General features: G+C 67.6%; 24 protein-coding genes. 19 read left to right on the top strand and 5 right to left on the bottom strand.

Going from position 1 to position 22,711, the window contains the following annotated elements; all coding sequences use genetic code 11:
• The 12 genes from map (at nucleotide 1) to G6N47_RS02885 (ending at nucleotide 11,698) form a co-directional block, all read left to right on the top strand.
• Nucleotides 1-816, top strand: a complete 816-nt coding sequence (map, locus tag G6N47_RS02940; RefSeq protein WP_083130123.1) for a type I methionyl aminopeptidase — start codon at nucleotides 1-3, stop codon at nucleotides 814-816.
• Between the two features lie 56 nt (nucleotides 817-872).
• Nucleotides 873-2,063 (top strand): flavin-containing monooxygenase, encoded by a 1,191-nt coding sequence (locus G6N47_RS02935; RefSeq protein WP_232080110.1) that lies wholly within the window; start codon nucleotides 873-875, stop codon nucleotides 2,061-2,063.
• Nucleotides 2,060-3,436, top strand: coding sequence for an FAD-binding oxidoreductase (locus G6N47_RS02930; RefSeq protein ID WP_083130122.1), 1,377 nt, complete (start codon nucleotides 2,060-2,062; stop codon nucleotides 3,434-3,436). The genes G6N47_RS02935 and G6N47_RS02930 overlap by 4 nt, the downstream gene beginning before the upstream one ends.
• Nucleotides 3,437-3,514: 78 nt before the next feature.
• Entirely contained in the window at nucleotides 3,515-3,745 is a 231-nt protein-coding gene (locus G6N47_RS02925; RefSeq protein ID WP_083130121.1) for a sigma factor-like helix-turn-helix DNA-binding protein, read from the top strand.
• Entirely contained in the window at nucleotides 3,742-5,397 is a 1,656-nt protein-coding gene (locus tag G6N47_RS02920; protein ID WP_083130120.1) for a carotenoid oxygenase family protein, read from the top strand. Before G6N47_RS02925 ends, G6N47_RS02920 begins: the two co-directional genes overlap by 4 nt.
• Nucleotides 5,398-5,423: 26 nt before the next feature.
• The gene (locus G6N47_RS02915; protein ID WP_083130119.1) at nucleotides 5,424-5,963 is read left to right on the top strand and encodes a sigma-70 family RNA polymerase sigma factor; all 540 of its coding nucleotides are present in this window, start codon (nucleotides 5,424-5,426) and stop codon (nucleotides 5,961-5,963) included.
• Nucleotides 5,960-6,733, top strand: a complete 774-nt coding sequence (locus G6N47_RS02910; protein ID WP_083130118.1) for an anti-sigma factor family protein — start codon at nucleotides 5,960-5,962, stop codon at nucleotides 6,731-6,733. Before G6N47_RS02915 ends, G6N47_RS02910 begins: the two co-directional genes overlap by 4 nt.
• Before the next feature lie 48 nt (nucleotides 6,734-6,781).
• The gene (locus G6N47_RS02905; protein ID WP_083130117.1) at nucleotides 6,782-8,488 is read left to right on the top strand and encodes a thiamine pyrophosphate-binding protein; all 1,707 of its coding nucleotides are present in this window, start codon (nucleotides 6,782-6,784) and stop codon (nucleotides 8,486-8,488) included.
• The gene (locus tag G6N47_RS02900; RefSeq protein WP_083130116.1) at nucleotides 8,469-9,104 is read left to right on the top strand and encodes an SRPBCC family protein; all 636 of its coding nucleotides are present in this window, start codon (nucleotides 8,469-8,471) and stop codon (nucleotides 9,102-9,104) included. Before G6N47_RS02905 ends, G6N47_RS02900 begins: the two co-directional genes overlap by 20 nt.
• Nucleotides 9,101-10,126 (top strand): 3-oxoacyl-ACP synthase III family protein, encoded by a 1,026-nt coding sequence (locus tag G6N47_RS02895; RefSeq protein ID WP_083130115.1) that lies wholly within the window; start codon nucleotides 9,101-9,103, stop codon nucleotides 10,124-10,126. Before G6N47_RS02900 ends, G6N47_RS02895 begins: the two co-directional genes overlap by 4 nt.
• The gene (locus G6N47_RS02890; protein WP_083130114.1) at nucleotides 10,126-11,157 is read left to right on the top strand and encodes a pyridoxal phosphate-dependent aminotransferase; all 1,032 of its coding nucleotides are present in this window, start codon (nucleotides 10,126-10,128) and stop codon (nucleotides 11,155-11,157) included. The genes G6N47_RS02895 and G6N47_RS02890 overlap by 1 nt, the downstream gene beginning before the upstream one ends.
• 34 nt (nucleotides 11,158-11,191) lie before the next feature.
• Nucleotides 11,192-11,698: a MarR family winged helix-turn-helix transcriptional regulator gene (locus G6N47_RS02885; protein WP_083130113.1), complete on the top strand. Its 507-nt coding sequence runs from the start codon at nucleotides 11,192-11,194 to the stop codon at nucleotides 11,696-11,698.
• A 10-nt stretch (nucleotides 11,699-11,708) separates the two neighbouring features.
• Here the strand turns inward: G6N47_RS02885 and G6N47_RS02880 are convergent, their stop codons facing one another.
• Together G6N47_RS02880 and G6N47_RS02875 are read right to left on the bottom strand one after the other, a co-directional pair.
• Nucleotides 11,709-12,929 (bottom strand): GAF domain-containing sensor histidine kinase, encoded by a 1,221-nt coding sequence (locus tag G6N47_RS02880; protein WP_083130112.1) that lies wholly within the window; start codon nucleotides 12,927-12,929, stop codon nucleotides 11,709-11,711.
• Nucleotides 12,926-13,576, bottom strand: coding sequence for a response regulator (locus G6N47_RS02875; RefSeq protein ID WP_083130111.1), 651 nt, complete (start codon nucleotides 13,574-13,576; stop codon nucleotides 12,926-12,928). The genes G6N47_RS02880 and G6N47_RS02875 overlap by 4 nt, the downstream gene beginning before the upstream one ends.
• A gap of 130 nt (nucleotides 13,577-13,706) precedes the next feature.
• Between G6N47_RS02875 and G6N47_RS02870 the strand changes: the two genes are divergently transcribed.
• Nucleotides 13,707-14,270, top strand: coding sequence for an HAD family hydrolase (locus tag G6N47_RS02870; RefSeq protein WP_083130110.1), 564 nt, complete (start codon nucleotides 13,707-13,709; stop codon nucleotides 14,268-14,270).
• Between the two features lie 26 nt (nucleotides 14,271-14,296).
• On the opposite strand, the gene mmsB is transcribed toward G6N47_RS02870, so the two are convergent.
• From mmsB to G6N47_RS02855, 3 genes are read right to left on the bottom strand one after another with little or no spacing between them, the layout of a single operon-like run.
• Nucleotides 14,297-15,166, bottom strand: a complete 870-nt coding sequence (mmsB, locus tag G6N47_RS02865) for a 3-hydroxyisobutyrate dehydrogenase (protein ID WP_083130109.1) — start codon at nucleotides 15,164-15,166, stop codon at nucleotides 14,297-14,299.
• A 12-nt stretch (nucleotides 15,167-15,178) separates the two neighbouring features.
• Nucleotides 15,179-16,339, bottom strand: a complete 1,161-nt coding sequence (locus G6N47_RS02860; RefSeq protein WP_083130108.1) for an acyl-CoA dehydrogenase family protein — start codon at nucleotides 16,337-16,339, stop codon at nucleotides 15,179-15,181.
• A 4-nt stretch (nucleotides 16,340-16,343) separates the two neighbouring features.
• Entirely contained in the window at nucleotides 16,344-17,864 is a 1,521-nt protein-coding gene (locus G6N47_RS02855; protein ID WP_083130107.1) for a CoA-acylating methylmalonate-semialdehyde dehydrogenase, read from the bottom strand.
• A 145-nt stretch (nucleotides 17,865-18,009) separates the two neighbouring features.
• Here G6N47_RS02855 and G6N47_RS02850 point away from each other — a divergent pair, with 145 nt between their 5' ends.
• From G6N47_RS02850 to G6N47_RS02825, 6 genes are read left to right on the top strand one after another with little or no spacing between them, the layout of a single operon-like run.
• The gene (locus tag G6N47_RS02850; protein ID WP_083130106.1) at nucleotides 18,010-18,549 is read left to right on the top strand and encodes an RNA polymerase sigma factor; all 540 of its coding nucleotides are present in this window, start codon (nucleotides 18,010-18,012) and stop codon (nucleotides 18,547-18,549) included.
• Nucleotides 18,546-19,226 (top strand): QcrA and Rieske domain-containing protein, encoded by a 681-nt coding sequence (locus G6N47_RS02845; protein WP_083130105.1) that lies wholly within the window; start codon nucleotides 18,546-18,548, stop codon nucleotides 19,224-19,226. The genes G6N47_RS02850 and G6N47_RS02845 overlap by 4 nt, the downstream gene beginning before the upstream one ends.
• Before the next feature lie 51 nt (nucleotides 19,227-19,277).
• Nucleotides 19,278-19,709, top strand: a complete 432-nt coding sequence (locus G6N47_RS02840) for a cupredoxin domain-containing protein (protein ID WP_083130104.1) — start codon at nucleotides 19,278-19,280, stop codon at nucleotides 19,707-19,709.
• Nucleotides 19,706-20,635 carry a metallophosphoesterase family protein gene (locus G6N47_RS02835; protein WP_083130103.1) on the top strand — a complete coding sequence of 310 codons (930 nt, stop codon included), beginning with the start codon at nucleotides 19,706-19,708 and terminating at the stop codon, nucleotides 20,633-20,635. The genes G6N47_RS02840 and G6N47_RS02835 overlap by 4 nt, the downstream gene beginning before the upstream one ends.
• On the top strand, nucleotides 20,632-21,018 hold the full coding sequence (locus G6N47_RS02830; RefSeq protein WP_179966356.1) for a hypothetical protein: 387 nt from the start codon (nucleotides 20,632-20,634) through the stop codon (nucleotides 21,016-21,018). Before G6N47_RS02835 ends, G6N47_RS02830 begins: the two co-directional genes overlap by 4 nt.
• A gap of 8 nt (nucleotides 21,019-21,026) precedes the next feature.
• Entirely contained in the window at nucleotides 21,027-22,688 is a 1,662-nt protein-coding gene (locus tag G6N47_RS02825) for a sulfatase-like hydrolase/transferase (RefSeq protein WP_083130102.1), read from the top strand.
• Nucleotides 22,689-22,711: the final 23 nt, after the last annotated feature.

Here is a 22,711-nt window from a genome sequence, read left to right as displayed (position 1 = left end):
GTGATCGCCCTGGCCGGGCTGCGCAGCCGCAAGGTCGTGCCGCAGCGCAGCGCCGGTGAGCTCGACGCGATGGCCGCGGCGGGTGCGGTGGTGGCCGCCGCACTGCGGGCGGTGCAGGATGCGGCCGCGCCCGGGGTCTCGACCCGCAGCCTCGATGAAGTCGCCGAATCGGTGATCCGCGACGCCGGCGCCACGCCGTCGTTCCTGGGCTATCACGGCTATCCGGCGTCGATCTGCTCCTCGGTGAACGACCGTGTGGTGCATGGCATTCCGTCCGCCGAAGAGATCCTGGCGCCCGGCGATTTGGTGTCGATCGACTGCGGCGCCATCCTCGACGGTTGGCACGGGGACGCGGCGGTCACGTTCGGGGTCGGGCAGCTTACCGACGCCGACGAGGCGCTGTCGGAGGCGACCAGGGAGTCGTTGGAGGCCGGGATCGCCGCGATGGTGGTCGGCAACCGGTTGACCGACGTCTCGCACGCCATCGAAACCGCCACGCACGCCGCCGAGAAGCGCTTCGGCCGCGGGTTCGGCATCGTCGAGGGCTACGGCGGTCACGGCATCGGCCGGCACATGCACATGGATCCGTTCCTGCCCAACGAAGGCGCCCCGGGACGCGGCCCGCTGCTGGCCGTCGGATCGGTATTGGCGATTGAGCCGATGCTGACGCTGGGCACCACCAAAACCAAGGTGCTCGACGACGAATGGACGGTCATCACCGCCGACGGGTCGCGCGCCGCACACTGGGAGCACACTGTCGCAGTGACCAAGGACGGTCCCCGGATCCTCACGCTGGCCGGGCCGGTCCGGCGCTGAACCGGTGGACCACCTGACCGACTGAACCATCATCGGTCGCGGCTCGTATTACTGCTGTGACCCGAGGTCCTCGCCTGCCCAGTGACGACGAACCTGAGGCTGTGGTCGTCGGGGCGGGGCCCGCCGGCCTGGCGGTGGCGCGCCAACTCGGCCATCGGCACGGCGTCACGGCGCTCGTCCTCGATCGAGCGGCGGCGCCGGCGATTTCATGGCGCAGGCGCTATGACAACTTCCGGCTCAACACCAACGGATTCTTGTCGCATCTTCCCGGGCAACGGATTCCGCTGAACGCCGGCCGCTGGCCGACCAAAGAGGACATGGTCCGCTATTTCGACCACTACGCTGCGCAGCAAAACATCGCGCTGCGGCTCGGGTGCGACGTCCGTCGCATCGACCGGGCCGGGGGAGCGTGGCACCTGGACACGTCGTCGGGTGAAATCCGAACCGCGGCAGTCGTTCTCGCCACCGGAAACTACAGCGCACCTACCGTCCCGCCCTGGCCCGGGTTGAGTGGCTTCACGGGCGAGCTCGTGCACTCCGGGAACTTCACCAATGCCTGGCCCTACCGCGGTCGCGACGTCCTGGTTGTCGGCGCCGGCAATTCGGGCGCCGACATCGCCGTCCAACTCGCCACCGCCGGCGCCCGTCGGATCTGGCTTGCGATACGTACCCCGCCGCACCTGGTGCGGCGGGCCATCGGGCCGGTTCCGTCGGACATCTTCCTCGAACTGTTTGCGCGGGTCCCGGCGCGGCTGGTCGACCCGGTGATCGGGCGGCTCAACCGCCTGATGTGGAAAGACCTGGCGGCCTGCGGTTTTGGCCGGCCGCCGCTCGGACTGAAGGCGACGGTGGAAACGCGCGGCCGGATCCCCACGCTGGCCGACGAGCTCGTCGACACTGTGCGAGCCGGGCACGTGGCCGTCGTGGCCGCCGTCAAGGCGATCGAATCCGACCGTGTGATCCTGACCGACGGCACATCGGTAACGCCGCAGACGATCATCGCTGCCACCGGGTTTCGCACCGACCTTCACGGTCTGGTCGGCCACCTGGGCGTACTCGACGAGCGCGGCAACCCGCGCGGCGGCTTTGCCTCGCACCTCGCCGACGGAATGTTCGCCATCGGATACGGCATCCCGCCCAATGGCCCACTGCGGGCCATTCGGCTCGCTGCGACGCCGCTGGCGAGCCAAGTCGCGGCCTATCTTTCAACGGCGCCGCGGCGGGCTAAAAGCGAGGTGCTGCAATGATATCCGCCGACAAGGTCTTCTGTCGCGGCTCCGACGGGTATGAGGCAGCTCGCCGCGCAACGGTATGGAATGGTTTGGTGCCCGACCGCTTTCCCGATGTGATCGTGCAGGCGCACGACACCGACGACGTAGTGGCAGCCCTACGCTATGCGCGCGCGAACGGGCATCGCGTCGGCGTACGGTCCGGCGGACACAGCTGGACCGCCAGCCACCTCCGTGACGGCGGCGTGCTGCTCGACGTCAGCCGCCTCGATCACTGCAGCGTCGACCCGGATCGGATGACCGCCGACGTCGGGCCGGGCAAGGTCGCCAGCGTCTTCGCCGCCGAACTGGATGCGCAGGGGCTTTTCTTCCCGGCCGGCCACTGTGAAGGCATCTGCCTCGGCGGCTATCTCCTGCAGGGCGGATACGGCTGGAACAGCCCGGCGCTCGGGCCGGCCTGCGAGAGCGTGCTCGGGCTGCAGGTCGTCACCGCCGACGGTGACCAGGTTTACTGCGACCCGGAGAACCACCCCGACCTGTACTGGGCGGCCCGCGGGTCGGGTCCGGGCTTCTTCGGCGTGGTCACCTCTTTCAGGTTGCGGCTTTACCCGCGCCCGCCGGTCTGGGGCACCTGCCTGTACATGTACCCGATCGACGTCGCCGACGAGGTCTTCAGCTGGGGACGTGCTGTCCGCTGCGAGATCGACGCCAGCGTCGAACTGCAGATCCACACCGCGCGTAGCCTTCCGGCGGCCGGGCGGGACGAGCCCGGCATCACGATCGCCTCACCCGTGTTCGCCAAGTCCGAAGAGGAAGCTGTCAAAGCCCTTGCGCCGCTGGGGACTTGCCCTGTCATCGACAAGGCGATCGTCAACCTGCCGTACGCGCCCACCACCTTGGCCAACTGGTATGGCGCCGTGATGGCCAGTTATCCCAAGGGTTACCGCTATATCGCCGACAGCATGTTCACGTCGGCTTCGGCCGAGGAACTACTGCCCGGCATCCGCAAAATCATCGAAACCATGCCACCGCACCCGTCGCATTTCATCTTCACCGGGTGGAACACGTCCCCGGAACGCGACGACGAGGTGTACGGCCTGGAGGACCAAATCTACCTGGCGCTCTACACCATCTGGCGGGATCCGGCCGACGACGAACGGTACCGGGACTGGGCCGCGTCGAACATGGCGGCGATGTCGCATCTGTCGACCGGCATCTCGCTCGCCGACGAGAACTTGTGCCGGCGACCGGCGCGATTCGTCACCGAATCCACCATGGCACGGCTGGACCAGGTGCGCGCGGCCTACGACCCCGACGGCCGATTCCACAGCTGGATGTCTGGCGCCCAAACTCCATCGGGTCCACACTGGGAACACACATCGTGGCGGTGACCTCGACTGGCTGACCCACGTGTACAGCGCCGGTGAACCAGATGGGCGTTTGAGTCGTATTTCACCGGAGGGCTGGTGATGGATATTCCCGAAGCCGATGCCGGGCTGGACCGGGCGCTGATGGCCGATGCGATGGCGCGGTTGTCCCCCGAACATCGCGCGGTGGTCCACCGCGCCTACTACCAGGGGCTGCCTATCGGGCAAATCGCGGCCGAGCTGGGGATCCCAGAGGGAACCGCGAAGTCGTGGCTGCACTATGCGTTGCGCGCCTTGCGACAGACGTTGAGGGAGATGGGGGTGACGCCATGACGCGCGCACACGGCCACGGCATGGCCCACAACGGTGAACCCTACGGCGGCCATGACTATGCGACGTGGGACGCGGCTTACGTGCTGGGGTCGCTGTCGGCAGCCGAGCGGCGGGAATTCGAGACGCATCTGGGTGCCTGCGCGTCATGCCGGCAGGCCGTTGACGAACTGGCCGACATGCCGGCTCTGCTGGCCCTGCTCTCTCCCGACGAGGTGGCCGCGCTCGACGAGCAACCTGCACATGCTGCGCCCCTGCTTGTGCTCGACAAGGTCGGCACGCCCGCAAGCCGGTCGGCGGCCAACGCCGTGCCGGAGCAGACTGTGTTCCCGGTCTTTCGCACCGCGAACTATGCGCCGGTGCCCGACGAGCTGACCGTCCTGGATCTCCCGGTCGAGGGACACATTCCCAGCGAGCTCAATGGTTGGTACCTGCGGAACGGCCCGAACCCGCGCGAGGCCCAGGGACATTGGTGCGTCGGCGACGGCATGGTGCACGGGGTGCGGCTCGAGAACGGCCGTGTCGCGTGGTACCGCAACCGCTGGGTGCGCACCGAGAGCTTCGCCGATCCGTTCCCGACATACAACGCCGACGGCACCCGCAACCTGCGCTCCAGCGTCGCCAACACCCACGTCGTCCGGCACGCGGGCAAAACGCTGGCGCTGATGGAGACGTCGCTGCCGTACGAGATCACCAACGATCTGAAAACGTTGGGCGCCTACGACTTCGGCGGCAAGCTGGCTGACGCGATGACGGCACACCCGAAGATCTGCCCGGATACCGGCGAGTTGCACTTCTTCGGCTACGGCGGCATCTTCGCCCCGCACGTCACCTACCACCGGGCGAATGCCGACGGCGAGCTGACCATCAGCCGCCCCGTCGACGTCCCGGCGCTCACGCTGATGCACGACTTCGCGTTGACCGCCGAACATGTCGTGTTCTTCGACCTGCCACTGGTATTCGACCTGGGCGTTGCCTTGACCATGCAAGCCGATCAGGACGTGCCCTACCGGTGGGACGACTCCTACGGCGCGCGTCTCGGTGTGCTGCGCCGCGACGACCCGTACGGCGCGGTGCGCTGGTTCGACGTCGACCCGTGCTACGTCTTCCACCTTGCCAATGCGTACGACAGTGTCAATTCCATTGTGCTGCAGGTGGTTCGCTACCCAGAATTGTGGCGAGAGGACAGTGTGTTCGACACTGGCGCGGCACTGTGGCAATGGACCATCGACACCGACGCCGGCAAGGTCGACGAGCAACAACTCGACGACCGCGCCATCGAGTTCCCCCGGATCGACGACAGGCGAACCGGCCGGCCGGCTCGCTACTCCGTCGCGGTCGGCACCAACTGCCTGGTGCGCTACGACCTCTTACGCGATACGGCCGAAGAACACCGGTTCGGCAGTCGCGGCACTGCCGATGAGGCGGTGTTCGTGCCCGCGGGCGAACAGTCGGACGAGTCGGCGGGCTGGTACCTGAGCTACGTGTACGACCCGGTTCGCGACGGCAGCGATCTGGTGATCCTCGACGCGTCGGATTTCGGTGGGGAACCGGTTGCCCGCGTGCGGATGCCGCGGCGGGTGCCGCACGGCTTCCACGGCAACTGGATCACCGACGCAGCAGAGGTTAGCCACGTGAACGAAACAGGCGTTTGATTCGTGTACTCACAGTGAGGCTGGTGATGGACGATCGGGTCCGGGATGCCACCGGGCGGGCGGCTCCGGAAGAGGCGTTGATGAAAGCGCTCTACGACGAGCACGCCGCGGCGTTGTGGCGTTTTGCCGTCCGGTTGACTGGTGACCGGGCCCGGGCCGAAGACGTCGTGCAGGAGACGCTGCTGCGGGCCTGGCAGCATCCCGAGGTCGTCGGCGACGGCGAGCGCTCGGCGCGGGCCTGGCTGTTCACCGTCGCCCGCAACATGATCATCGACCAAAGCCGAAGTGCGCGTTCGCGAAACGAAGTCAGCTCGCTGGACGCCGCGCCGGAGCAGGCCGGTCCCGACGAGGTCAATTCGGCCCTGGACCGGATGCTGATCGCGGAGGCGATGGCGCAATTGTCGCCCGAGCATCGCGCCGTGGTCTCCCGCTCGTACTACCGGGGCTGGACCACATCTGCGATCGCCGCCGACCTCGGGATTGCCGAGGGTACCGTGAAATCACGCCTGCATTACGCCCTGCGAGCCCTACGACTCACCCTTCAGGAGATGGGGGTTACCCGATGATTACTCGATGGGGCGCCGGCCCAACCGGTGACGGTGGGCGAGCCCCGGGCGACGACCACGAGTACGCGATGTGGGACGCCGCCTACGTGCTGGGTTCGCTGTCGGACGCCGACCGGCAGGAATTCGAGGCGCACCTGCGTGGCTGCGCGTCGTGTCGCAGCGCTGTCGCCGAACTCAGTGGCATGCCGGCCCTGCTCTCGCGGCTCGACGACAACGTGGTGGCCGCGATCGAGGCGGCGGACCACACCGGCGATGCATCCGTGCCTCCCGAGATGCTGCCGTCACTGCTGGCCAAGGTGGCCTGGCGGCGGCGTCGCTCCCGTGTGATCACGTGGACAGCCTCGGGCGCAGCGGCCGCGGTGCTGGCGATCGGCGTGTTCGTCGGCGTCAAGCCGCACTCCCCGGCCGTTGTGCCCGCGCCGCCGCAGGCAAGCGCCCCCGCCGCGCCCCAGCCGAGCGCGTCGACGCTGGAGATGGCGCAGGTAGGGACCAAAGCGCTGGCATCGACCGTGTCGGTCAGCGGCCAGAACTGGGGAACCTATATCGACATGAAATGCGTTTGCCTGGCGCCGGTGTACGCCCACCACGACCGGTTGGCGATGGTGGTGGTGGGCCGGGACGGCAGTCGCACTCGGCTGGCCACCTGGGTGGCCGAACCCGGCCACACGGCGACGCCCGCCGGAAGTATTTCCACGCCTGTCGACCAAATCGCCGCGGTGCAAGTGGTTTCCGCCGACAACGGCAACGTGTTGCTGGAGCGTTCGCTGTAAATTCCGCGCCAGGGTGAACCAAGGCCACCCGGCAGTCGTATTACCGGTATGGCCAGGCAACACCGGGTGGTCGACCACATCGTCGAATATCTCGCGCGGATCGGAGTCGACTACATCTTCGGTGTCGACGGCGCCAACATCGAAGACCTTTACGATGCAGCGCATTTCCGCTCCGACGTCACCGCTGTGCTGGCCAAGCACGAATTCTCCGCCGCGGCGATGGCCGACGGTTACAGCCGCGGCGGCGCCCGATTAGGCGTGGTGGCGGCGACATCGGGCGGAGGTGCGCTGAATCTCGTTCCGGGACTGGGGGAATCGTTCGCCAGCCGGGTGCCGGTGTTGGCGCTGGCGGGTCAGCCTGCGACGACGATGGACGGCCGTGGCAGTTTTCAGGACACCAGCGGCCGCAACGGTTCGCTGAACGCCGAGGCGTTGTTTTCCGCGGTATCGGTGTTCTGCCGACGGGTAATGGCACCCGGCGACATCGCGTCGGCCCTGCCTGCCGCAGTCGCCGCCGCGCGAACCGGGGGTCCGGCGGTGTTGTTGCTGCCCAAGGACATTCAGCAAGGACTCGTCGCCGCCAATGGCTACGAACTCGAGGCTGCGGCGCCGCGGATCGGCGACCTGCATCCGATTGTGCGTGCCCTGCGCCGCGCCAACGGACCGGTCACGATCGTCGCCGGCGAGCAGGTGGCCCGCGATGACGCTCGCCGAGAGCTCGAGGAGCTGCGCGCCCTGTTGCGTGCCCGGGTGGCGTGCGTGCCCGATGCCAAGGACGTTGCCGGTACACCGGGTTTCGGATCGTCGTCGGCGCTCGGACTCACCGGCGTGATGGGTCATCCCGGCGTGGCCGAGGCGGTGGCGGGCAGCGCGTTGTGCCTGGTGGTGGGCACCCGGCTGTCGGTGACCGCGCGCGCCGGCCTCGACGACGCGCTGGCGGCGACGCGAACGATCTCGATCGGCTCGGCGCCGCCGTACCTGCCGTGCACGCACGTGCATACCGACGACGTGCGCCTGTCGCTGAGCATGCTGACCCGGGAGTTGTCCGGCGGCGGGAGGCCCACCGGCCTGCGGGTGCCCGACGTCGTGGCGCGTACCGAACTGCGGCCCCCGGCCGTCGACGGTCCGGGTGTGCGCTACCGCGACGCTATGGCGGTGCTGGACGCTGCGCTGCCCGCCGGCGCCGACATCGTGGTCGACGCCGGCAACACCGGAGCGGCCGCAATCCACTACCTGCCGGTGCGGCGCGGCGGCCGATTCGCCGTCGCGCTCGGCATGGGCGGGATGGGTTACAGCTTCGGTGCCGGTATCGGGATGGCGTTCGGCCGGGCCCGGCGCACCGTCGTCATCGCCGGAGACGGAGCGTTTTTCATGCACGGCATGGAGGTGCACACCGCGGTGCAATACCGGCTGCCGGTGACGTTCGTGTTGTTCAACAACAACGCCCACGCCATGTGCGTCACCCGCGAGCAGCTCTTCTACGACGACCTCTACAGCTACAACCGGTTCAGCCCCAGCAATCTCGGCGCCGGGCTGGCGGCCATGTTCCCCGGGTTGTCCTCGGTCGACGTCGCCGACCTCGACGCGTTACCCGCGGCGATCCAGCACGCGATGGACGTCGACGGGCCATCAGTAGTCAGCGTCGCATGCTCGGCCGACGAGATCCCGCCTTTCGCGGCGTTCCTGAATCAGATTGGTCGACAACGTATTACGAACCATGAGGAGGACCGAACCCATGTCCCTGCCAGCGCTTGACGATATCGACGGGGTGGTCCGCATCGAGACCTCGCCGCTGGAAGAAACCGCGCCGATGTTCATGGCCAAGATGCGCTCGGTGTACCCGCACGACGAGGTGTTCGGCCAGTACTGCACGGTCAACGACTACGTCGACTGCCCAGCGGACGAGCTGTTCGAGTACTTATCCGACACCCGCAGCCTCGAGGAGTGGACCTACACCCTGCGCGGCTTCACTCCCACCGAGGAGCCGGGCCTGTGGGAGGCCTACGACCGACTGCTTCCCGACACCAAGATCTACACCCGCACGTATGCCAACTCCGAGGCGCGCACCGTCGACTACCACTGCGCGTGGGATCAGGGCAAGCATCTGTGGATGATCTACGTGATGCGGGTCCTCGACGCGCAGGTGGTGCTGAACAAGCCGGGTTCCGTTGTGCTGTGGACCAATTGCCGCCACCCGTTCTACGACCACAACCCGTATCCCGAGGCCGCACCGGCGGGTCGCACCGGCTGGGTGGGCGACTTCTGGGACCTCTTCGGCGCGGGTCACGGGCTAGAGCTGAACAACCTGAAGGCGATCGCCGAATACCGGCATCGCAACGGTTTGCCGATCACCCCAGCCTGGATGAGATGAACACCGCCATGAGCCAAGTCAGCCTCGTCGACGTCTCCACGTACCTACCTGGCGAGCCGATCGGCGCCGACTATTACGCGCAATTCGCCGAATCCGACGAGCTGCGTGACAATCTGATGTTTCGCGCACCCGAATTCCGCCATCACGTCGCACCCGACGAAACCGCCGTCGACATGATCGAACGCGCCGCCGCCGGGCTGATCGAGCGTCATGGTCATGACGCGGTCTCCAACATCGACGTACTCATCACCCACACGCAGATGCCCGACATGCCGTTCTACGGCGCGGGTGGTGGCATCGCACACCGCTTGGGCATGCGGCCATCTTGGGTACTCGACCTGCACAACGGCGGATGCGCGGCATTTGTGTTGGCGCTCAACGTGGCCCGCCGACTCCTGGCATCCGGCGAAGGGGCCAGCGCGCTGATCGCGATCGCGCAGAACGCCGCGGGGCAGGTCTTCGACCAACCCGGTGTGCGCCGCAAAGCGCAGTCGGCAGTTCCGGGTGACGGCGCCGCGGTGGCGTTGGTGACGCTGTCCGAGCGATCACCGATCCTCGACGTCGAATGCCGTACCTACGGCGAATACGCCGGCGACATGACGATCGCGATGGATCCGCCCCGTAAGTGGTGGCAGCCCGGCCCGGGGGAAGGTTGCATCGGGTTCACCGAAACCAAGATCGCCAAGGTGCTGGCCCGCGGCAACCGCCAGGTTCCCGAAGTCGCGCTCGCAGTGTGCGATCGAATCGGGCTGAGCTCCAAGGATATTGGCCTGCTGGTCACTAATCAGCCCAACCGGGTGTTCCTGCGCAACTGGCGGGAAGCCCTCGAGGTGCCCGAATCGTCACACGTCGATACCTTCGACGAGTGCGGCAACCTGTTCGGCGCCGGCATCCCGATCAACCTGGACCGCGCGATATCCGACGGCAAGGTCACGGCGGGCGATGTGGTGCTGATGGCCGCGTTCGCGCATGCCGGTGACTTCGCCGGGGCGGCCGCCGTCCGGTGGGGCGGACGAGACTGATGTCGGCGCCGGCGGCTTCGGTGATGATCGACGACGGGCTGCCCGACGCAATCGATCCACTCGCCTTGTCGCTCAACGAAAATCCGTTTCCGCCGCTGCCGGCGGTGCGCTCTGCGCTGATCCGCTCGATCGACGCGGCCAACCGCTATCCGGAATTTCTGCCCGAGCGGTTGCGCCGGCTGATTGCCGATCGTATCGGCGTGGGCGAGGAACAGGTGGTGCTCGGTGCTGGTGCAACCGGTGTGGTGATGCAGACGCTGCACGCGGTGACCGATCCGGGCGACACGATCGTCATGACGTCACCGACGTTCGACGGGTATCCGATCTTCGCCCAGATCGCCCGGCTGGTTTCGACGACCGTGCCACTCGACGAGCATGGCCACCACGACCTCGGCGCCATGGCCGTCGCCGCCGCGAACGCCCGGGTGGTGGTGTTGTGCCGGCCGCACAACCCGACCGGCACGTTGGAGCCGGCCGACGAGGTGGTGCGATTTTTGCACCGGGTGCCGCCGGAGGTGATCGTCGTGCTCGACGAGGCGTACATCGAGTTCGTCGCTCCCCAGCACCGCATCGACGTGAGGACGCTGGTCGACCGGTTTCCCAACGTGGTGGTGGTGCGGACCTTCTCCAAGGCGTACGGGCTGGCCGGGCTGAGGATCGGCTACGGCCTCGGGTCGACGAGCCTGATCCGAACGCTGTGGAGCAAGCAGTTGCCGTTCGGCATGCCGATCACCAGCCTGTTAGCGGTGGCGTCGTCGTATCAGGCGGAAGACCAACTGGGACAGCGTATTCGGCGGATCGCCGACGAGCGCCGCCATCTGCGGACCCGGTTGTCCGCGATGGGGGTTTACAGCACCGATGCGCACGCCAACTTCGTGTTCCTGCCGCCGAGGGGTCGGCCGTGGCACGAGGTGTTCGCGGACAGTGGGCTGCGGGTCCGCTACTACGCCGACGGCGGCGCGCGCATCACCGTCGGCAACCGGGCATCGACGCGGGCGGTGCTGTCCGCGGTGGCAAAGTCGCGCTGCTGACCCGAATCCGCTCGAAAGTGCGGTAAGAAAGGGCGTGGCCGCTTCGAGCTCCGAGAGTCGCGACCCGATCGCTGCGGCGCGGGCCAACTGGGAGCGCGCCGGCTGGGGCGACGTCGCGCAGGGCATGGTCGCGGTCACGTCCGTGATGCGGGCCCACCAGATTCTGCTGGCCCGCGTCGAGAACGCGTTGCGCCCCTACGATCTGAGCTTTTCGCGGTACGAGCTGCTGCGGCTGCTGGCATTCAGCCGCACCGGGGCGTTGCCGATTACCAAGGCGTCCGACCTGCTGCAGGTTCACGTCACCAGCGTCACCCATGCGATTCGCCGGCTGGAGGCCGACGGGCTGGTGCAGCGGGTGCCGCACCCCACCGACGGGCGCACCACGCTGGTGCAGATCACCGACCTGGGCCGCTCGACGGTCGAGGACGCCACCGTCACGCTCAACGAGCAGGTGTTCGGCGACATCGGGATGTCCGAGCAGGAGGCGCGGGCGCTGGTGTCGTCGATCGAAACCTTGCGCCACAACGCCGGCGACTTCTGATGGCTCGCCACTACTCCAGCACCGGCGGCACCGGGATCGTCGCGGTGACCGCGGTCCCGGCGCCGGGTCGTGACCGGATGTTGAGCTGCCCGCCGACCAACTCGGCCCGCTCGGCCATCGACAACACTCCGTAGCCACCCATCTCGTCGCCGCCCAGTGGATTCTCGAACGTATCGAAACCGACACCGTCGTCGACGATTTCGAGCCGGGCGGTATCGCCGTCGACCGCGAACCGCAGCCGCGCCGTGGTCGCGTGGGCGTGTTTGACAATGTTCTGCAACCCTTCCTGGGCGATGCGGTACAGCGCGAGCTCGATGTGCTCGGGCAGCCGGGTATCGGACAGGTCGAGCTCGAGATCCAGGTGCGGCACCGAGCGGGCGAGGCTGGCCAGCCCGCCGGCCAGCCCGAGGTCGTCGAGCACCGGCGGGCGCAGGCCGCTGATCGCGGCGCGGGCCTCTTCCAAGGTCAGCCGGGCCAGTTGGCGGGCCTCGTCGAGTTGCCCGGAGGCTTCCACCGGATCGGTGCTGACGGCGCGGGCCGCGGCGTCCAGCCGGTAGGACAGCGTGATCAGGCGCTGCGAGATCCCGTCGTGAATGTCGCCGGCCAGCCGGCGACGTTCGATTTCCTGCGCCTCGATCACCTGCTCGACGAACAGCTCGTGGGCGCGTTCGCGGGCCACCAGCTGGCGATGCAGCCGCGCCTGGTGTAACGCGCCCGCGATCAGGCGGCCGATGACACGCAGCAATTCCACGTCGCCGTCGGTGAATTCGCGTCGCGCGACGGTATGCACGTTGAGCACGCCGACCAGCCCGCCCGGGTCGGTTTCCATCGGCACCGACACCATCGAGGTGAAGTCCCGTCCGCGCAGCGACTGGATCGGCAGATACCGCGGGTCGGCTTCCTTGTCGTCGGTGATCACGACCGGCTCGCGATGCCGCGCCACCCAACCGGAAATCCCGGAGCCCAACGGCAGCCGGATCTTTCCCACCTGGCCGTCGAACGGCGGCGTCGCACCGGCCAGGGTCAGCGACCGGTCGCTGTCGTCGAGGACGTGCACGAAACACACATCGGTCCCGGTGGCCGCGGTGATCATCCGGGCGGCCGCGGCGGCCAGTGGTTCTACTGCGGGTCCGCTGGAGGCGGCCTGGATGAGCTCGCGCAGCAGCACCAATTCGCGGTCGGCGTCAACAAGATCGCGCACTGCGTTCGACGGACGGTTGCGTGGGGTCATTGGTAAATGCCTTCGCGCAGTGCCGTGGCCACCGCGCCGGTGCGGTCGGCGACACCGAGCTTGCGGTAGATCGAACGCAGGTGGCTCTTGACCGTTTCCTCGCCGATGACGAGTTTGTTGGCGATGCCGCGGTTGGACAGCCCACTCACCATGTACGACAGGATCTCGCTTTCGCGTTGGGTCAGACCTTGGCGGGCGCCCGGCCAGAACTCGTTGCGCTGCAAGCGTGCCGCGGTGTCCGCAGCGCGCGCCGCCATGCCGGGATCGATCACCGTTTCGCCGCTGTGGGCCAATTCCAGCTGGCGGACCAAATCGTCGCTGCTGATGCTTTTCAACAGGTAGCCGCACGCCCCGACCCGCAACGCCTGAAACAGATACTGCTCGTCGTCGTACACCGACAACATCACGACCTTGCGGTCGGGCTGCCGTTCGCGCAGCTCCAGACACAGGTCCAGGCCGCTGGAGCCCTGCATGCGTACGTCACACAGCACGATGTCGGGCTCGAGTTCGTCGATCACGCTGACTGCGCGCTCGGCGCCGATTGCCTGTCCGACGACCTGTACCCGGTCCTTGAACGCAGCCAGCATCGCCTTGAGCCCCTCGATGACCATCTCGTGGTCGTCGACCAGCACAAGCCGCACAGCCATGCCCTCACCCTAAGCATGGCGGCGACCCGCTGCGCCCGGCTTTGCCGCGCTTGCGATCGCCGCGAAGACCAATTCGCCACGCCAATCCCCCTAATGGGGGACGCCCGACGCTGCGGCCTCTGGGCAGGCTATGGGCGTGCAGACCACGGCCCGACGGACGTTCTGGTGGGACCGCGCCCCTGCGGTGGACTCCGACGTCAATCCCCTGCGTGCGGTGATCTTCGACCTGGATGCCATGGCAGATCGCCAACGTGAGCCGAGAGACGGCCTCGTTGACCTGGTCATGGATTTGTTCGTCGCGGGTATCTGGGTCGGCGTGGTGAGCCCGTGCCAGCGGGTACGGGTAGAGCCGTTGGTCCGCCAATTGGTCGGCGACGGGCTCGTCGAAACGATTGTCACCGTTGACGATGTGGCTCGGCCCGGCCGTGACGCCGAACTGTTCCGGTTGGCATTGTGGGAGCTGGGGATTACGCCCGAGAGCGCCTTGGCGTTCGCGGGTTCGGACCGTGGCTTCCACGCGGCCATGGCCGCCGGGTTGCCCACGACGGTCGTCACGAACGGTTACATCGGCGGCCAGGAGTCCGCCGACGGCTGCCAGCAACTGCACCGGCGCTGGTGGATCCGGCAAAAGCGCGTCGGGGCGTGCCGCGAGACAGAAGCCAGGGCTGCCGACGCGGCCGAATCGCGACCATAGCTTGTGGTTCGCGACGGGCCGACCGGCTAGCGCAGCATCTCGATGACGGCGCTGAAGTCCTTGTCGGCGTTGTCTTTCGCGAACTCGGCGTAGATCTGGGCGGCGTGGCTGCCTAATGGCGCCGACGCCCCGGTCGACGCGACGGCATCCATTGCCAGACCCAAATCCTTGTTCATCAGCGCGGCCGCGAAACCCGGCTTGAAGTCGTGGTTGGCCGGCGACGTCGGCACCGGCCCCGGCACGGGGCAGTTGGTGTGCACGGCCCAACAGTTGCCGGTCGCCCCGGTGATGACGTCGTACAGCGATTGCGCCGACAGCCCGAGCTTTTCGGCCAGCACGAACGCCTCACCGATCGCGATCTGCTGGACCGCAAGCACCATGTTGTTGCAGACCTTGGCGGCCTGACCGGCGCCTGTGCCGCCGCAGTGAATGACCTTGCGCGCCATGGGTTCCAGCACCGGCCGCGCATGCTCCAACGCCGAGGCGTCGCCGCCGACCATGAACGCCAGCGTGCCGGCCACCGCGCCGGCCACCCCGCCCGAGACCGGTGCGTCGAGTTGAGCGAAGCCATGCGAGCCGGCCAGCGCGTGCACTTCACGGGCGTCGTCGACGGAAATCGTTGAGCTGTCGATGAACAGCGCGCCTTCGGACGCCGCCGGCAGGATGTCGGCGTAACACCGCTTGACCGCATCGCCGTTGGGCAGCATCGTGATGACGACCTCGGCGTCGGCCACCGCTGCGGCGGCGCTGTCGAACACCGTGACACCCTTGTCGGCGGCCGCCGCCGATGCTGCGGGCACCGGATCGAAACCCCGTACGGTGTGGCCTGCCGCAACGAGATTCGCCGACATCGGCCCGCCCATGTGGCCCAGCCCCAAGAACGCGATCGTGGACACCTGATGCCCTTCCTACGTGCCGGCGCGGGCCCGGGCAGCTTCGGCCCGGCCAATGACCACGCGCATGATTTCGTTGGTGCCCTCCAGAATGCGATGCACCCGCAGGTCACGCACGATCTTCTCCAGACCATACTCGCGCAGATAGCCGTATCCGCCGTGCAACTGCAGCGCCTTGTCGGCGACGTCAAAACAGGCGTCGGTGACATACCGCTTGGCCATCGCGCACAGCTCGACCTTGTCGTCGGCGTCCTGATCCAACGCCGTTGCCGCGCGCCACAACAGCATTCGCGAGGTCTCCAGCGCGGTGGCCATGTCGGCCAACGTGAACCGGATGGTCGGCTCGTCGAGCAGCACGGCACCGAACGCCTCCCGCTGGGACACGTAGGACACCGCCTTGTCGAACGCGGCCTGCGCCCCGCCCAGCGAGCACGCCGCGATGTTGATCCGGCCGCCGTTGAGCCCGTTCATCGCGATCGAGAAGCCGCCGCCCTCGCCGTCGGCGCCGCCAAGCATCGCATCGGCCGGCACCCGTACCCCGTCCAGCACCACCTGTGCCGTGGGCTGCGCGTTCCAGCCCATCTTCTGCTCATGGGCGCCGAAACTCAGCCCGGGACTGCCCTTTTCGACGACGAACGCCGATATCCCGCGCGGCCCCTCTGAGCCGGTGCGCGCCATCACCACATACACATCCGACGCGCCCGCGCCGGAGATGAACTGCTTGACACCGTCGAGCACGTAGTCTGAGCCGCTCCTGACCGCGCGGGTGCGCAGCGCGCTGGCGTCCGATCCGGCCCCGGGCTCGGTCAGACAGTAGCTGGCGATGACATCCATCGACGCCAGCCGCGGCACCCAGCTCTTGCGCTGCTCGGCTGTGCCGAACGTGTCGATCATCCACGCGCACATGTTGTGGATGGACAAGAACGCCGCGGTGGTCGGGTCGGCGATGGCGAGCTGCTCGAAGATGCGCACCCCGTCGAGCCGGCGCAATGCGCTGCCCCCGACGTCGTCGCGGCAGTAGATCGCCGCCATCCCGAGCTGCGCGGCCTCCCGCAGCTCGTCGACCGGGAAATGTTGGGACGCATCCCATTCCAACGCGTAGGGCGCCAGGCGCTTCGCGGCGAACGCCGCCGCCGTCTCGGCGATCTCTCGCTCGTCGTCGCTGAGGGTGAACATGACGCTACTTCATGGTCGGGATGACGAATTCGGCACCGTCCTTGATGCCCGACGGCCAGCGTGAGGTGACGGTCTTGACCTTGGTGTAGAACTGGATCGCCGCCGGCCCGTGCTGGTTGAGATCGCCGAAGCCGGAGCGCTTCCACCCCCCGAACGTGTGGTAGGCCACCGGGACCGGGATCGGCACGTTGACCCCGACCATGCCGACCTGCACCCGTGAGGTGAAGTCGCGGGCGGTGTCGCCGTCGCGGGTGAAAATCGCCACGCCGTTGCCGTATTCGTGCTCGGTGGGCAGCCGCAGCGCCTCTTCGTAGTCGTGCGCGCGAACCATGCACAACACCGGCCCGAAGATCTCGTCGGTGTAGATCGACATATCCGCGGTGACGCGGTCGAACAGCGTGGGCCCGATGAAGAATCCGTCCTGCAGGTTCGCGTCGCTAAAGGACAGGTCGTCGCTGGCGCGCTCGCGCCCGTCCACGACGAGCTCGGCGCCGGCGGCGACGCCCTGGCCGATGTAGTCGCGCACCCGGTTCAGTGCGGCACCGGTGACCAACGGGCCGTAGTCGGCCTTCGGGTCGAGGCTGTGGCCGACCCGCAGATTGTTGACGCGCTCGATCAGCCTGGCGCGCAACCGGTCTGCGGTCTGCTCGCCGACTGGCACGGCGACGCTGATTGCCATGCACCGCTCGCCCGCACTGCCGTAGCCGGCGCCGATCAGCGCGTCCACCGCCTGGTCCAAGTCGGCGTCGGGCATCACGATCATGTGGTTCTTGGCGCCGCCGAAGCACTGCGCGCGCTTACCGGTACTCGCCGCCGTCGCGTAGATGTACTGCGCGATGTCGGAGCTGCCGACAAACCCGACGGCTTGGATGTCCGGGTGGGTGAGGATCGCGTCGACGGCTTCCTTGTCGCCGTGCACCACCTGGAACACCCCGGGGGGAAGGCCGGCCTCGACGAACAGCTCGGCCAGCCGTACCGGCACCGACGGGTCGCGCTCAGAAGGCTTGAGAATGAAGGCATTTCCGCATGCCAGCGCGGGCCCGGCCTTCCACAGCGGGATCATCGCGGGGAAGTTGAACGGGGTGATCCCGGCGACGACGCCCAGCGGCTGGCGCAGCGAGTACACGTCGATGCCCGGGCCGGCGCCTTCGCTGTATTCGCCCTTGAGTAGGTGCGGGATCCCGATGCAGAACTCGATCACCTCGATGCCGCGCTGAATGTCACCGCGGGAGTCGGCCAGCGTCTTGCCGTGCTCGAGCGAGAGCATCTCGGCTAACTCATCCATGTGCTCGTTGACCAGCTCGACGAACCGCATCATCACCCGGGCGCGGCGCTGCGGGTTCCACGCCGCCCAGCCCTTCTGTGCCTCGGCGGCCGATGCCACTGCGGCGTCGACGTCGGCCTTGCTCCCCATGGGCACCAGCGCCTGCACCTGCCCGGTATTGGGGTCGAACACCTCGGCGGTGCGCCCGGACTGCCCGGCGCTGCGCTGCCCATCGAGGAAATGCGGAATCTGTGCGGTCATGGGGTGCCCTAACGAATATGCAAAGAGTGGATACTAGGACATCCTAGTATCGACGGGACGGGGTGGCAAGGTGCTGTAACCCGAACCGCTATAGACCGGTGATGCGGCATATTCTCGGCGCAGCCAACCGACAGGCAGGCACTATGTGACGGCACCCGGCGAACCGATCGATCCGGCGCCCCTGCGCGTGGTTTCCAGCGGCGGCTACCCCGACTGGGAGGCCGTGTACCAGGACAACGCGACCTGGGTTTACCGGACGATCTTCGCGCGGGTCGGCAACCGCGCCGACGCCGAGGACCTCACTGCCGAAGTCTTCCTGGCGGCGCTGCGGCCGCTGCGACTGACGGCCAGCGTCGGCGAGGTGCGCGCCTATCTGCGCGCGACGGCACGAACGGTGCTCGCGGCGCATTGGCGCGAGACGATGGGACGTGAAATCACCTCGATCGACGACATCGAGCAGCCGCCCGACAGCGAGGAAGCGATCAGCACCGCTCCGCAACGCGTCGCCGAGGTCCTCGACACGCTGCCGCACCACTACCGGCGAATCCTGGAACTGCGGTTCCTGCAAGGCCGTTCGATCAAGGACTCCGCCGTCGAGCTCGGAGTCAGCGTCGCCAACGCCAAAGTGCTCCAGCATCGCGCGCTGCGGCTCGCGGCACAGGTCAACGAGAAGGGCGAGCCATGAACGCGGGGAAGTTGCGCCGCTACGTCGACGACTTGCTGCGCGGCCGCCGGCCGAAGCCGTTCCGTCCGGACGACTTCGAGGCGGCGCAGATCCGGACCGCCATCGATCTGCAGGCGGCCCGGCTCGGCAGCGACGCACCCCGCCAGGAGTTCCTCGCCGACCTTCGCGACCGTCTGGCCGCACAGCTCGACGGTGCGCCCCCGCACCCGACGCCGAACACCACCCGCAGGCAGGTGATCGTCGGCACGTCGGCCGCCGCGACCGCTGCGGTGGCGGCCGTCTCGATCGATCGAGCCATGCGCGGCGGCCCGACCGAGGTTGCCGAACAGCTGACTCCCAATGCCGGCCGCTGGATGCGGGTGGCGGCCAGCGCGGAGGTGCCCGAAGGGGCTACGCGGCCCTTCGATCTCGGCTCGGTCAGCGGATTCGTCCGCCGGGTCGACGGCAAAGTGACAGCGGTATCGGGCGTGTGCACCCACCAGGGCTGCCGGCTCTGGTTCGACGCATCAGACGACCGGCTGCGTTGCCCGTGCCACTCGACGTCGTTTGCGCCCACCGGACAGGTGCTCACCCATCAGCTACCCATTGCACCAAAACCATTGCCCGCCTTGATGGTCCGTGAACAGAGCGGCGTCATCGAGGTGTTCGCCCCGCCGCCTGCCGGCCGAGCGGTGTAACCCGCCGCCGTATCTGTTGGCGACAGCTCGTATTTACGGAGGTGCATCGCCATGCCCAGACGACATCGGCGCGCCGGAATTGCGCTGGCCGGGATTCTGCTGCTTGCGGGTTGCGCGCATTCACGACCCGACACCCATCCGTCGGTGACGTTCGGATCGGGCGGCACACCGGGCATGAGCGCCATGCCGTCGATGCCGCCGACGACGGAAACCGGACCGGCCGCGCCGGTGGCCGGCGACGCGGTCGCCATCGACAACTTCGCCTTCGTGCCGCCGACCCTGACCGTCGCCGCCGGCAGCACCGTCACCTGGACCAACCGCGACGAAGAACCCCACACCGTGGCCGCCAGCGACGGCTCGTTCCGCTCGCCCGGGATGGGCTCCCAAGCCACGTACACCCATACCTTCTCGACGGCAGGCACATTCGACTACATCTGCTCGATCCATCCGTTCATGCACGGCACCGTCGTGGTGACGCAATGACCGGCGACGCGCCCGCGATGAGCCGCCGCCAGCTCATCCGGCACACGGCATGGTTCGGCGCGGCGGTCGGCCTGGCGGTGGTCGGCGGCGAGGTCGTCTCGCACCTCGGGGACACCGCATCAGCCGAGCAGACCCAGACCCGGCCGACTGTGCGCTTCGCCCAGGTCAGCGACAGCCACATCGGATTTTCCGGCACGGCCAACCCGAACGTCGCCGCCTCGTTCGGCCAGGCGATCGACCGGATCAACCAGCTCGGATACGCACCGGATTTCGTCATCCACACCGGCGACCTCACGCATCTGGCAACCCCGGACCAATTCGACCAGGTCAAGCAAATGATGGCCGGGCTGCGCACCCCGCATGTGTTCACCGTGCCCGGCGAACACGACTCGGTCGACGACGCCGGGCAGAAATACCGCAACGCCTTCGGCGCGGGCACCCGCGGCGACGGGTGGTACAGCTTCGACATCGCCGGGGTGCACGTGATCGCGCTGGTGAACACGCTGAACCTCAATAAGCTGGGCCACTTGGGCGTCGACCAGCTGGAGTTCGTCCAAAAGGACGTCGCGGGACTGCCCAGCGACACGCCGATCATCGTGTTCAGCCACATCCCGCTGTTCGCGATGTACCCGGACTGGGGCTGGGCCACCGACGACGCCGCGCAGGCGCTGAGCCATCTGCGGCGCTTCTCGTCGGTCACCTGCCTCAACGGGCATGTGCACCAACTGTTTTGCAAGACCGAGGGCAATGTGACGTTCTACAGCGCGACCACGACGGCCTATCCGCTGCCGCATCCCGGCGACGGGCCGGCGCCCAAGCCGCTGACCTTGCCGGCGGGCAAACTGCACGACGCGCTGGGCATCCGCGAGGTCAGCTACACCACCGGCCAGCATGCCCTTGCACTGAAAGAACGGACGCTGCAGTGAATTTCGCGGACATCGCGACCAGGATCGGCATCGCCGCAACACTTGCGGCCAGCGGCATCAGCCACGCCTACCTTTATGTGCACGGTTATCGGCATATCCCGACGATCGGCGGCGCTTTCGCGCTGCAAGCCAGTGTCGCGTTCGCCATCGCGACGCTAATCCTGGTGGGCGGCCCGGCGTGGCTGCGCTGGGCGGCGGCCATGGTGGCCAGCGGCGCACTGGTCGCATTCGGCTTGTCCCGCACTGTCGGGCTCTTCGGGTTCACCGAACGGGGCTGGGAGCCCTGGCCGCACACCGCCGTCAGCGCCGTCGCGGAACTGCTGACGATCGTGCTGTGGGCGGTATGGGTGGTCGGTGGGCGGCTCAGATCGGCCCGGCCGTAGATTGAGGCATGGCCTCGATCAATCGACGCACGGTACTGACCGGTGCGGCAACGGCGGCAGGTGTCGCCGCAGCGGGATTCGCCGGATACGAATTCCTGCGCAAGCCCGTCGGCGGCAACAAGCCCAACATCTTGGTGATCGTCGTGGACCAGATGCGGGCACCGCAATGGTTTCCGGAGCCGCAGCGGCTCAACACCCTGCTGCCCAATCTCGGCCGTCTGCAACGTAACAGCGTGTCGTTCGAGTCGCACTACGCCGCGTCGAACATGTGCACGCCGTCGCGCGGCGTGATGACCACCGGGCTGTATTCGCATCAAACCGGATGCCTGTTCACCGGCGAGGGACCCAGCGAGTCGACGCTGGCGCCACGGTTCCCGACGTGGGGCACCATGCTGCGTGAGCAGGGCTACCGCACCTGGTGGTGGGGCAAGTGGCATCTGGGGCATTCGGGCGACACCACCCCCGAAGGCCTCGAGGAACACGGCTTTTCCGGCGGCACGTATCCGTCGCCGAACGGCTCACCCAACCAGGGACTGCACAAGGATCCCGGCATTGTCGACCAGTTCTCCCACTGGTTCGACGCCAACGCCGGCAACGGCCCATGGTGCGCCACCGTCTCGCTGGTCAACCCGCACGACATCTGCTGGTGGCCGAAAAACCCGCTGCCCGAGGATGTTCCGCATTGGTTCGACTCGGCACCGGTCAACTTCGAAACACCCGACGATCTGCGTCGGCGCGGAAAGCCGCAACTGCAGATCGACTACGTCAATTTCATGTCGCCGCTGATGACCGGCGCGCTGTCGTACTCCGGTTCAGACCTGGCGCGGCAGTGGGCGCGCTGCCTGGACATGTACCTGTGGCTGCAGCAGCAGGTCGACGCCCAAATCGGCAGGGTGCTCGACAAACTGGCGTCACGCCCCGACATCGACCGCAACACCGTCGTCGTCTTCACCTCCGATCACGGCGAGTACGGCGGCTCGCACGGCTTGCGCGGCAAAGGCGCAGCGGCCTACGACGAGGCGATTCGCGTACCGCTGTATGTTCGCGACCCGCACGGGCATCTGACGCCCAAACCGGGCGACACCCGCACCCAGCTGACCTCCAGCGTCGACCTGGCCCCGCTGCTGCTCACCATCGGCTACGGCGGCAACGGGTGGCGTGCCGAACCCCGGTACTCCTACCTGGCCGGCCGCGCGGACCTTGCCGCGATCGCGAGTGAACCGGCGGCCAAGGGGCGGCCGTGGATCGCGCACGTCACCGACGACATGTCGGTCGAGGAGATGGCCACCCTGCTGAAGTCGCCGCAAATCCGCGCGGTGTTCGGTGGGACCGACCTGCCGACCAACATTCCCACGTCAGCGCCGAATCACATTGTGGCCGTGCGGACCCCGGACGCCAAGCTGAGCATGTACTCGTACTGGAAGCCCGGCGGCATGGAAATCGACACGACCCGGCAGATCGAGCGCGAACTTTACGACTACTCAACGCCGTTGGGCCGTCAAGAGGTCGACAACCAGGCCGGGCGCAGCGGCAAGGAAGCAGCGTTGCAGGCCCTCATCGACCACCAGGTGTTGCCCGAAGTGCGGGCGCCGCTGCCGGCCTTCCTCAACGACGCGCAACAGCAGGGCCTGGCCGACATGCGCCACCTCGTCGCGCTGCGCGGAGGCTGACTGCTGGCCGCGGTGAACTTCTC

The sequence above is a fragment of the Mycobacterium branderi genome, assembly GCF_010728725.1.
Classification (GTDB): Bacteria; Actinomycetota; Actinomycetes; order Mycobacteriales; family Mycobacteriaceae; genus Mycobacterium; species Mycobacterium branderi.
This window is presented reverse-complemented; position numbering and strand designations above follow the sequence as displayed.

Coding starts and splice junctions, on each gene's coding strand:
- G6N47_RS02930 (WP_083130122.1), top strand. CDS start 2,060: ATGATATCCGCCGACAAGGTCTTCTGTCGCGGCTCCGACGGGTATGAG.
- G6N47_RS02925 (WP_083130121.1), top strand. CDS start 3,515: ATGGATATTCCCGAAGCCGATGCCGGGCTGGACCGGGCGCTGATGGCC.
- G6N47_RS02920 (WP_083130120.1), top strand. CDS start 3,742: ATGACGCGCGCACACGGCCACGGCATGGCCCACAACGGTGAACCCTAC.
- G6N47_RS02915 (WP_083130119.1), top strand. CDS start 5,424: ATGGACGATCGGGTCCGGGATGCCACCGGGCGGGCGGCTCCGGAAGAG.
- G6N47_RS02910 (WP_083130118.1), top strand. CDS start 5,960: ATGATTACTCGATGGGGCGCCGGCCCAACCGGTGACGGTGGGCGAGCC.
- G6N47_RS02905 (WP_083130117.1), top strand. CDS start 6,782: ATGGCCAGGCAACACCGGGTGGTCGACCACATCGTCGAATATCTCGCG.
- G6N47_RS02900 (WP_083130116.1), top strand. CDS start 8,469: ATGTCCCTGCCAGCGCTTGACGATATCGACGGGGTGGTCCGCATCGAG.
- G6N47_RS02895 (WP_083130115.1), top strand. CDS start 9,101: ATGAACACCGCCATGAGCCAAGTCAGCCTCGTCGACGTCTCCACGTAC.
- G6N47_RS02890 (WP_083130114.1), top strand. CDS start 10,126: ATGTCGGCGCCGGCGGCTTCGGTGATGATCGACGACGGGCTGCCCGAC.
- G6N47_RS02880 (WP_083130112.1), bottom strand. CDS start 12,929: ATGACCCCACGCAACCGTCCGTCGAACGCAGTGCGCGATCTTGTTGAC.
- G6N47_RS02875 (WP_083130111.1), bottom strand. CDS start 13,576: ATGGCTGTGCGGCTTGTGCTGGTCGACGACCACGAGATGGTCATCGAG.
- G6N47_RS02870 (WP_083130110.1), top strand. CDS start 13,707: ATGGGCGTGCAGACCACGGCCCGACGGACGTTCTGGTGGGACCGCGCC.
- G6N47_RS02860 (WP_083130108.1), bottom strand. CDS start 16,339: ATGTTCACCCTCAGCGACGACGAGCGAGAGATCGCCGAGACGGCGGCG.
- G6N47_RS02855 (WP_083130107.1), bottom strand. CDS start 17,864: ATGACCGCACAGATTCCGCATTTCCTCGATGGGCAGCGCAGCGCCGGG.
- G6N47_RS02845 (WP_083130105.1), top strand. CDS start 18,546: ATGAACGCGGGGAAGTTGCGCCGCTACGTCGACGACTTGCTGCGCGGC.
- G6N47_RS02840 (WP_083130104.1), top strand. CDS start 19,278: ATGCCCAGACGACATCGGCGCGCCGGAATTGCGCTGGCCGGGATTCTG.
- G6N47_RS02835 (WP_083130103.1), top strand. CDS start 19,706: ATGACCGGCGACGCGCCCGCGATGAGCCGCCGCCAGCTCATCCGGCAC.
- G6N47_RS02825 (WP_083130102.1), top strand. CDS start 21,027: ATGGCCTCGATCAATCGACGCACGGTACTGACCGGTGCGGCAACGGCG.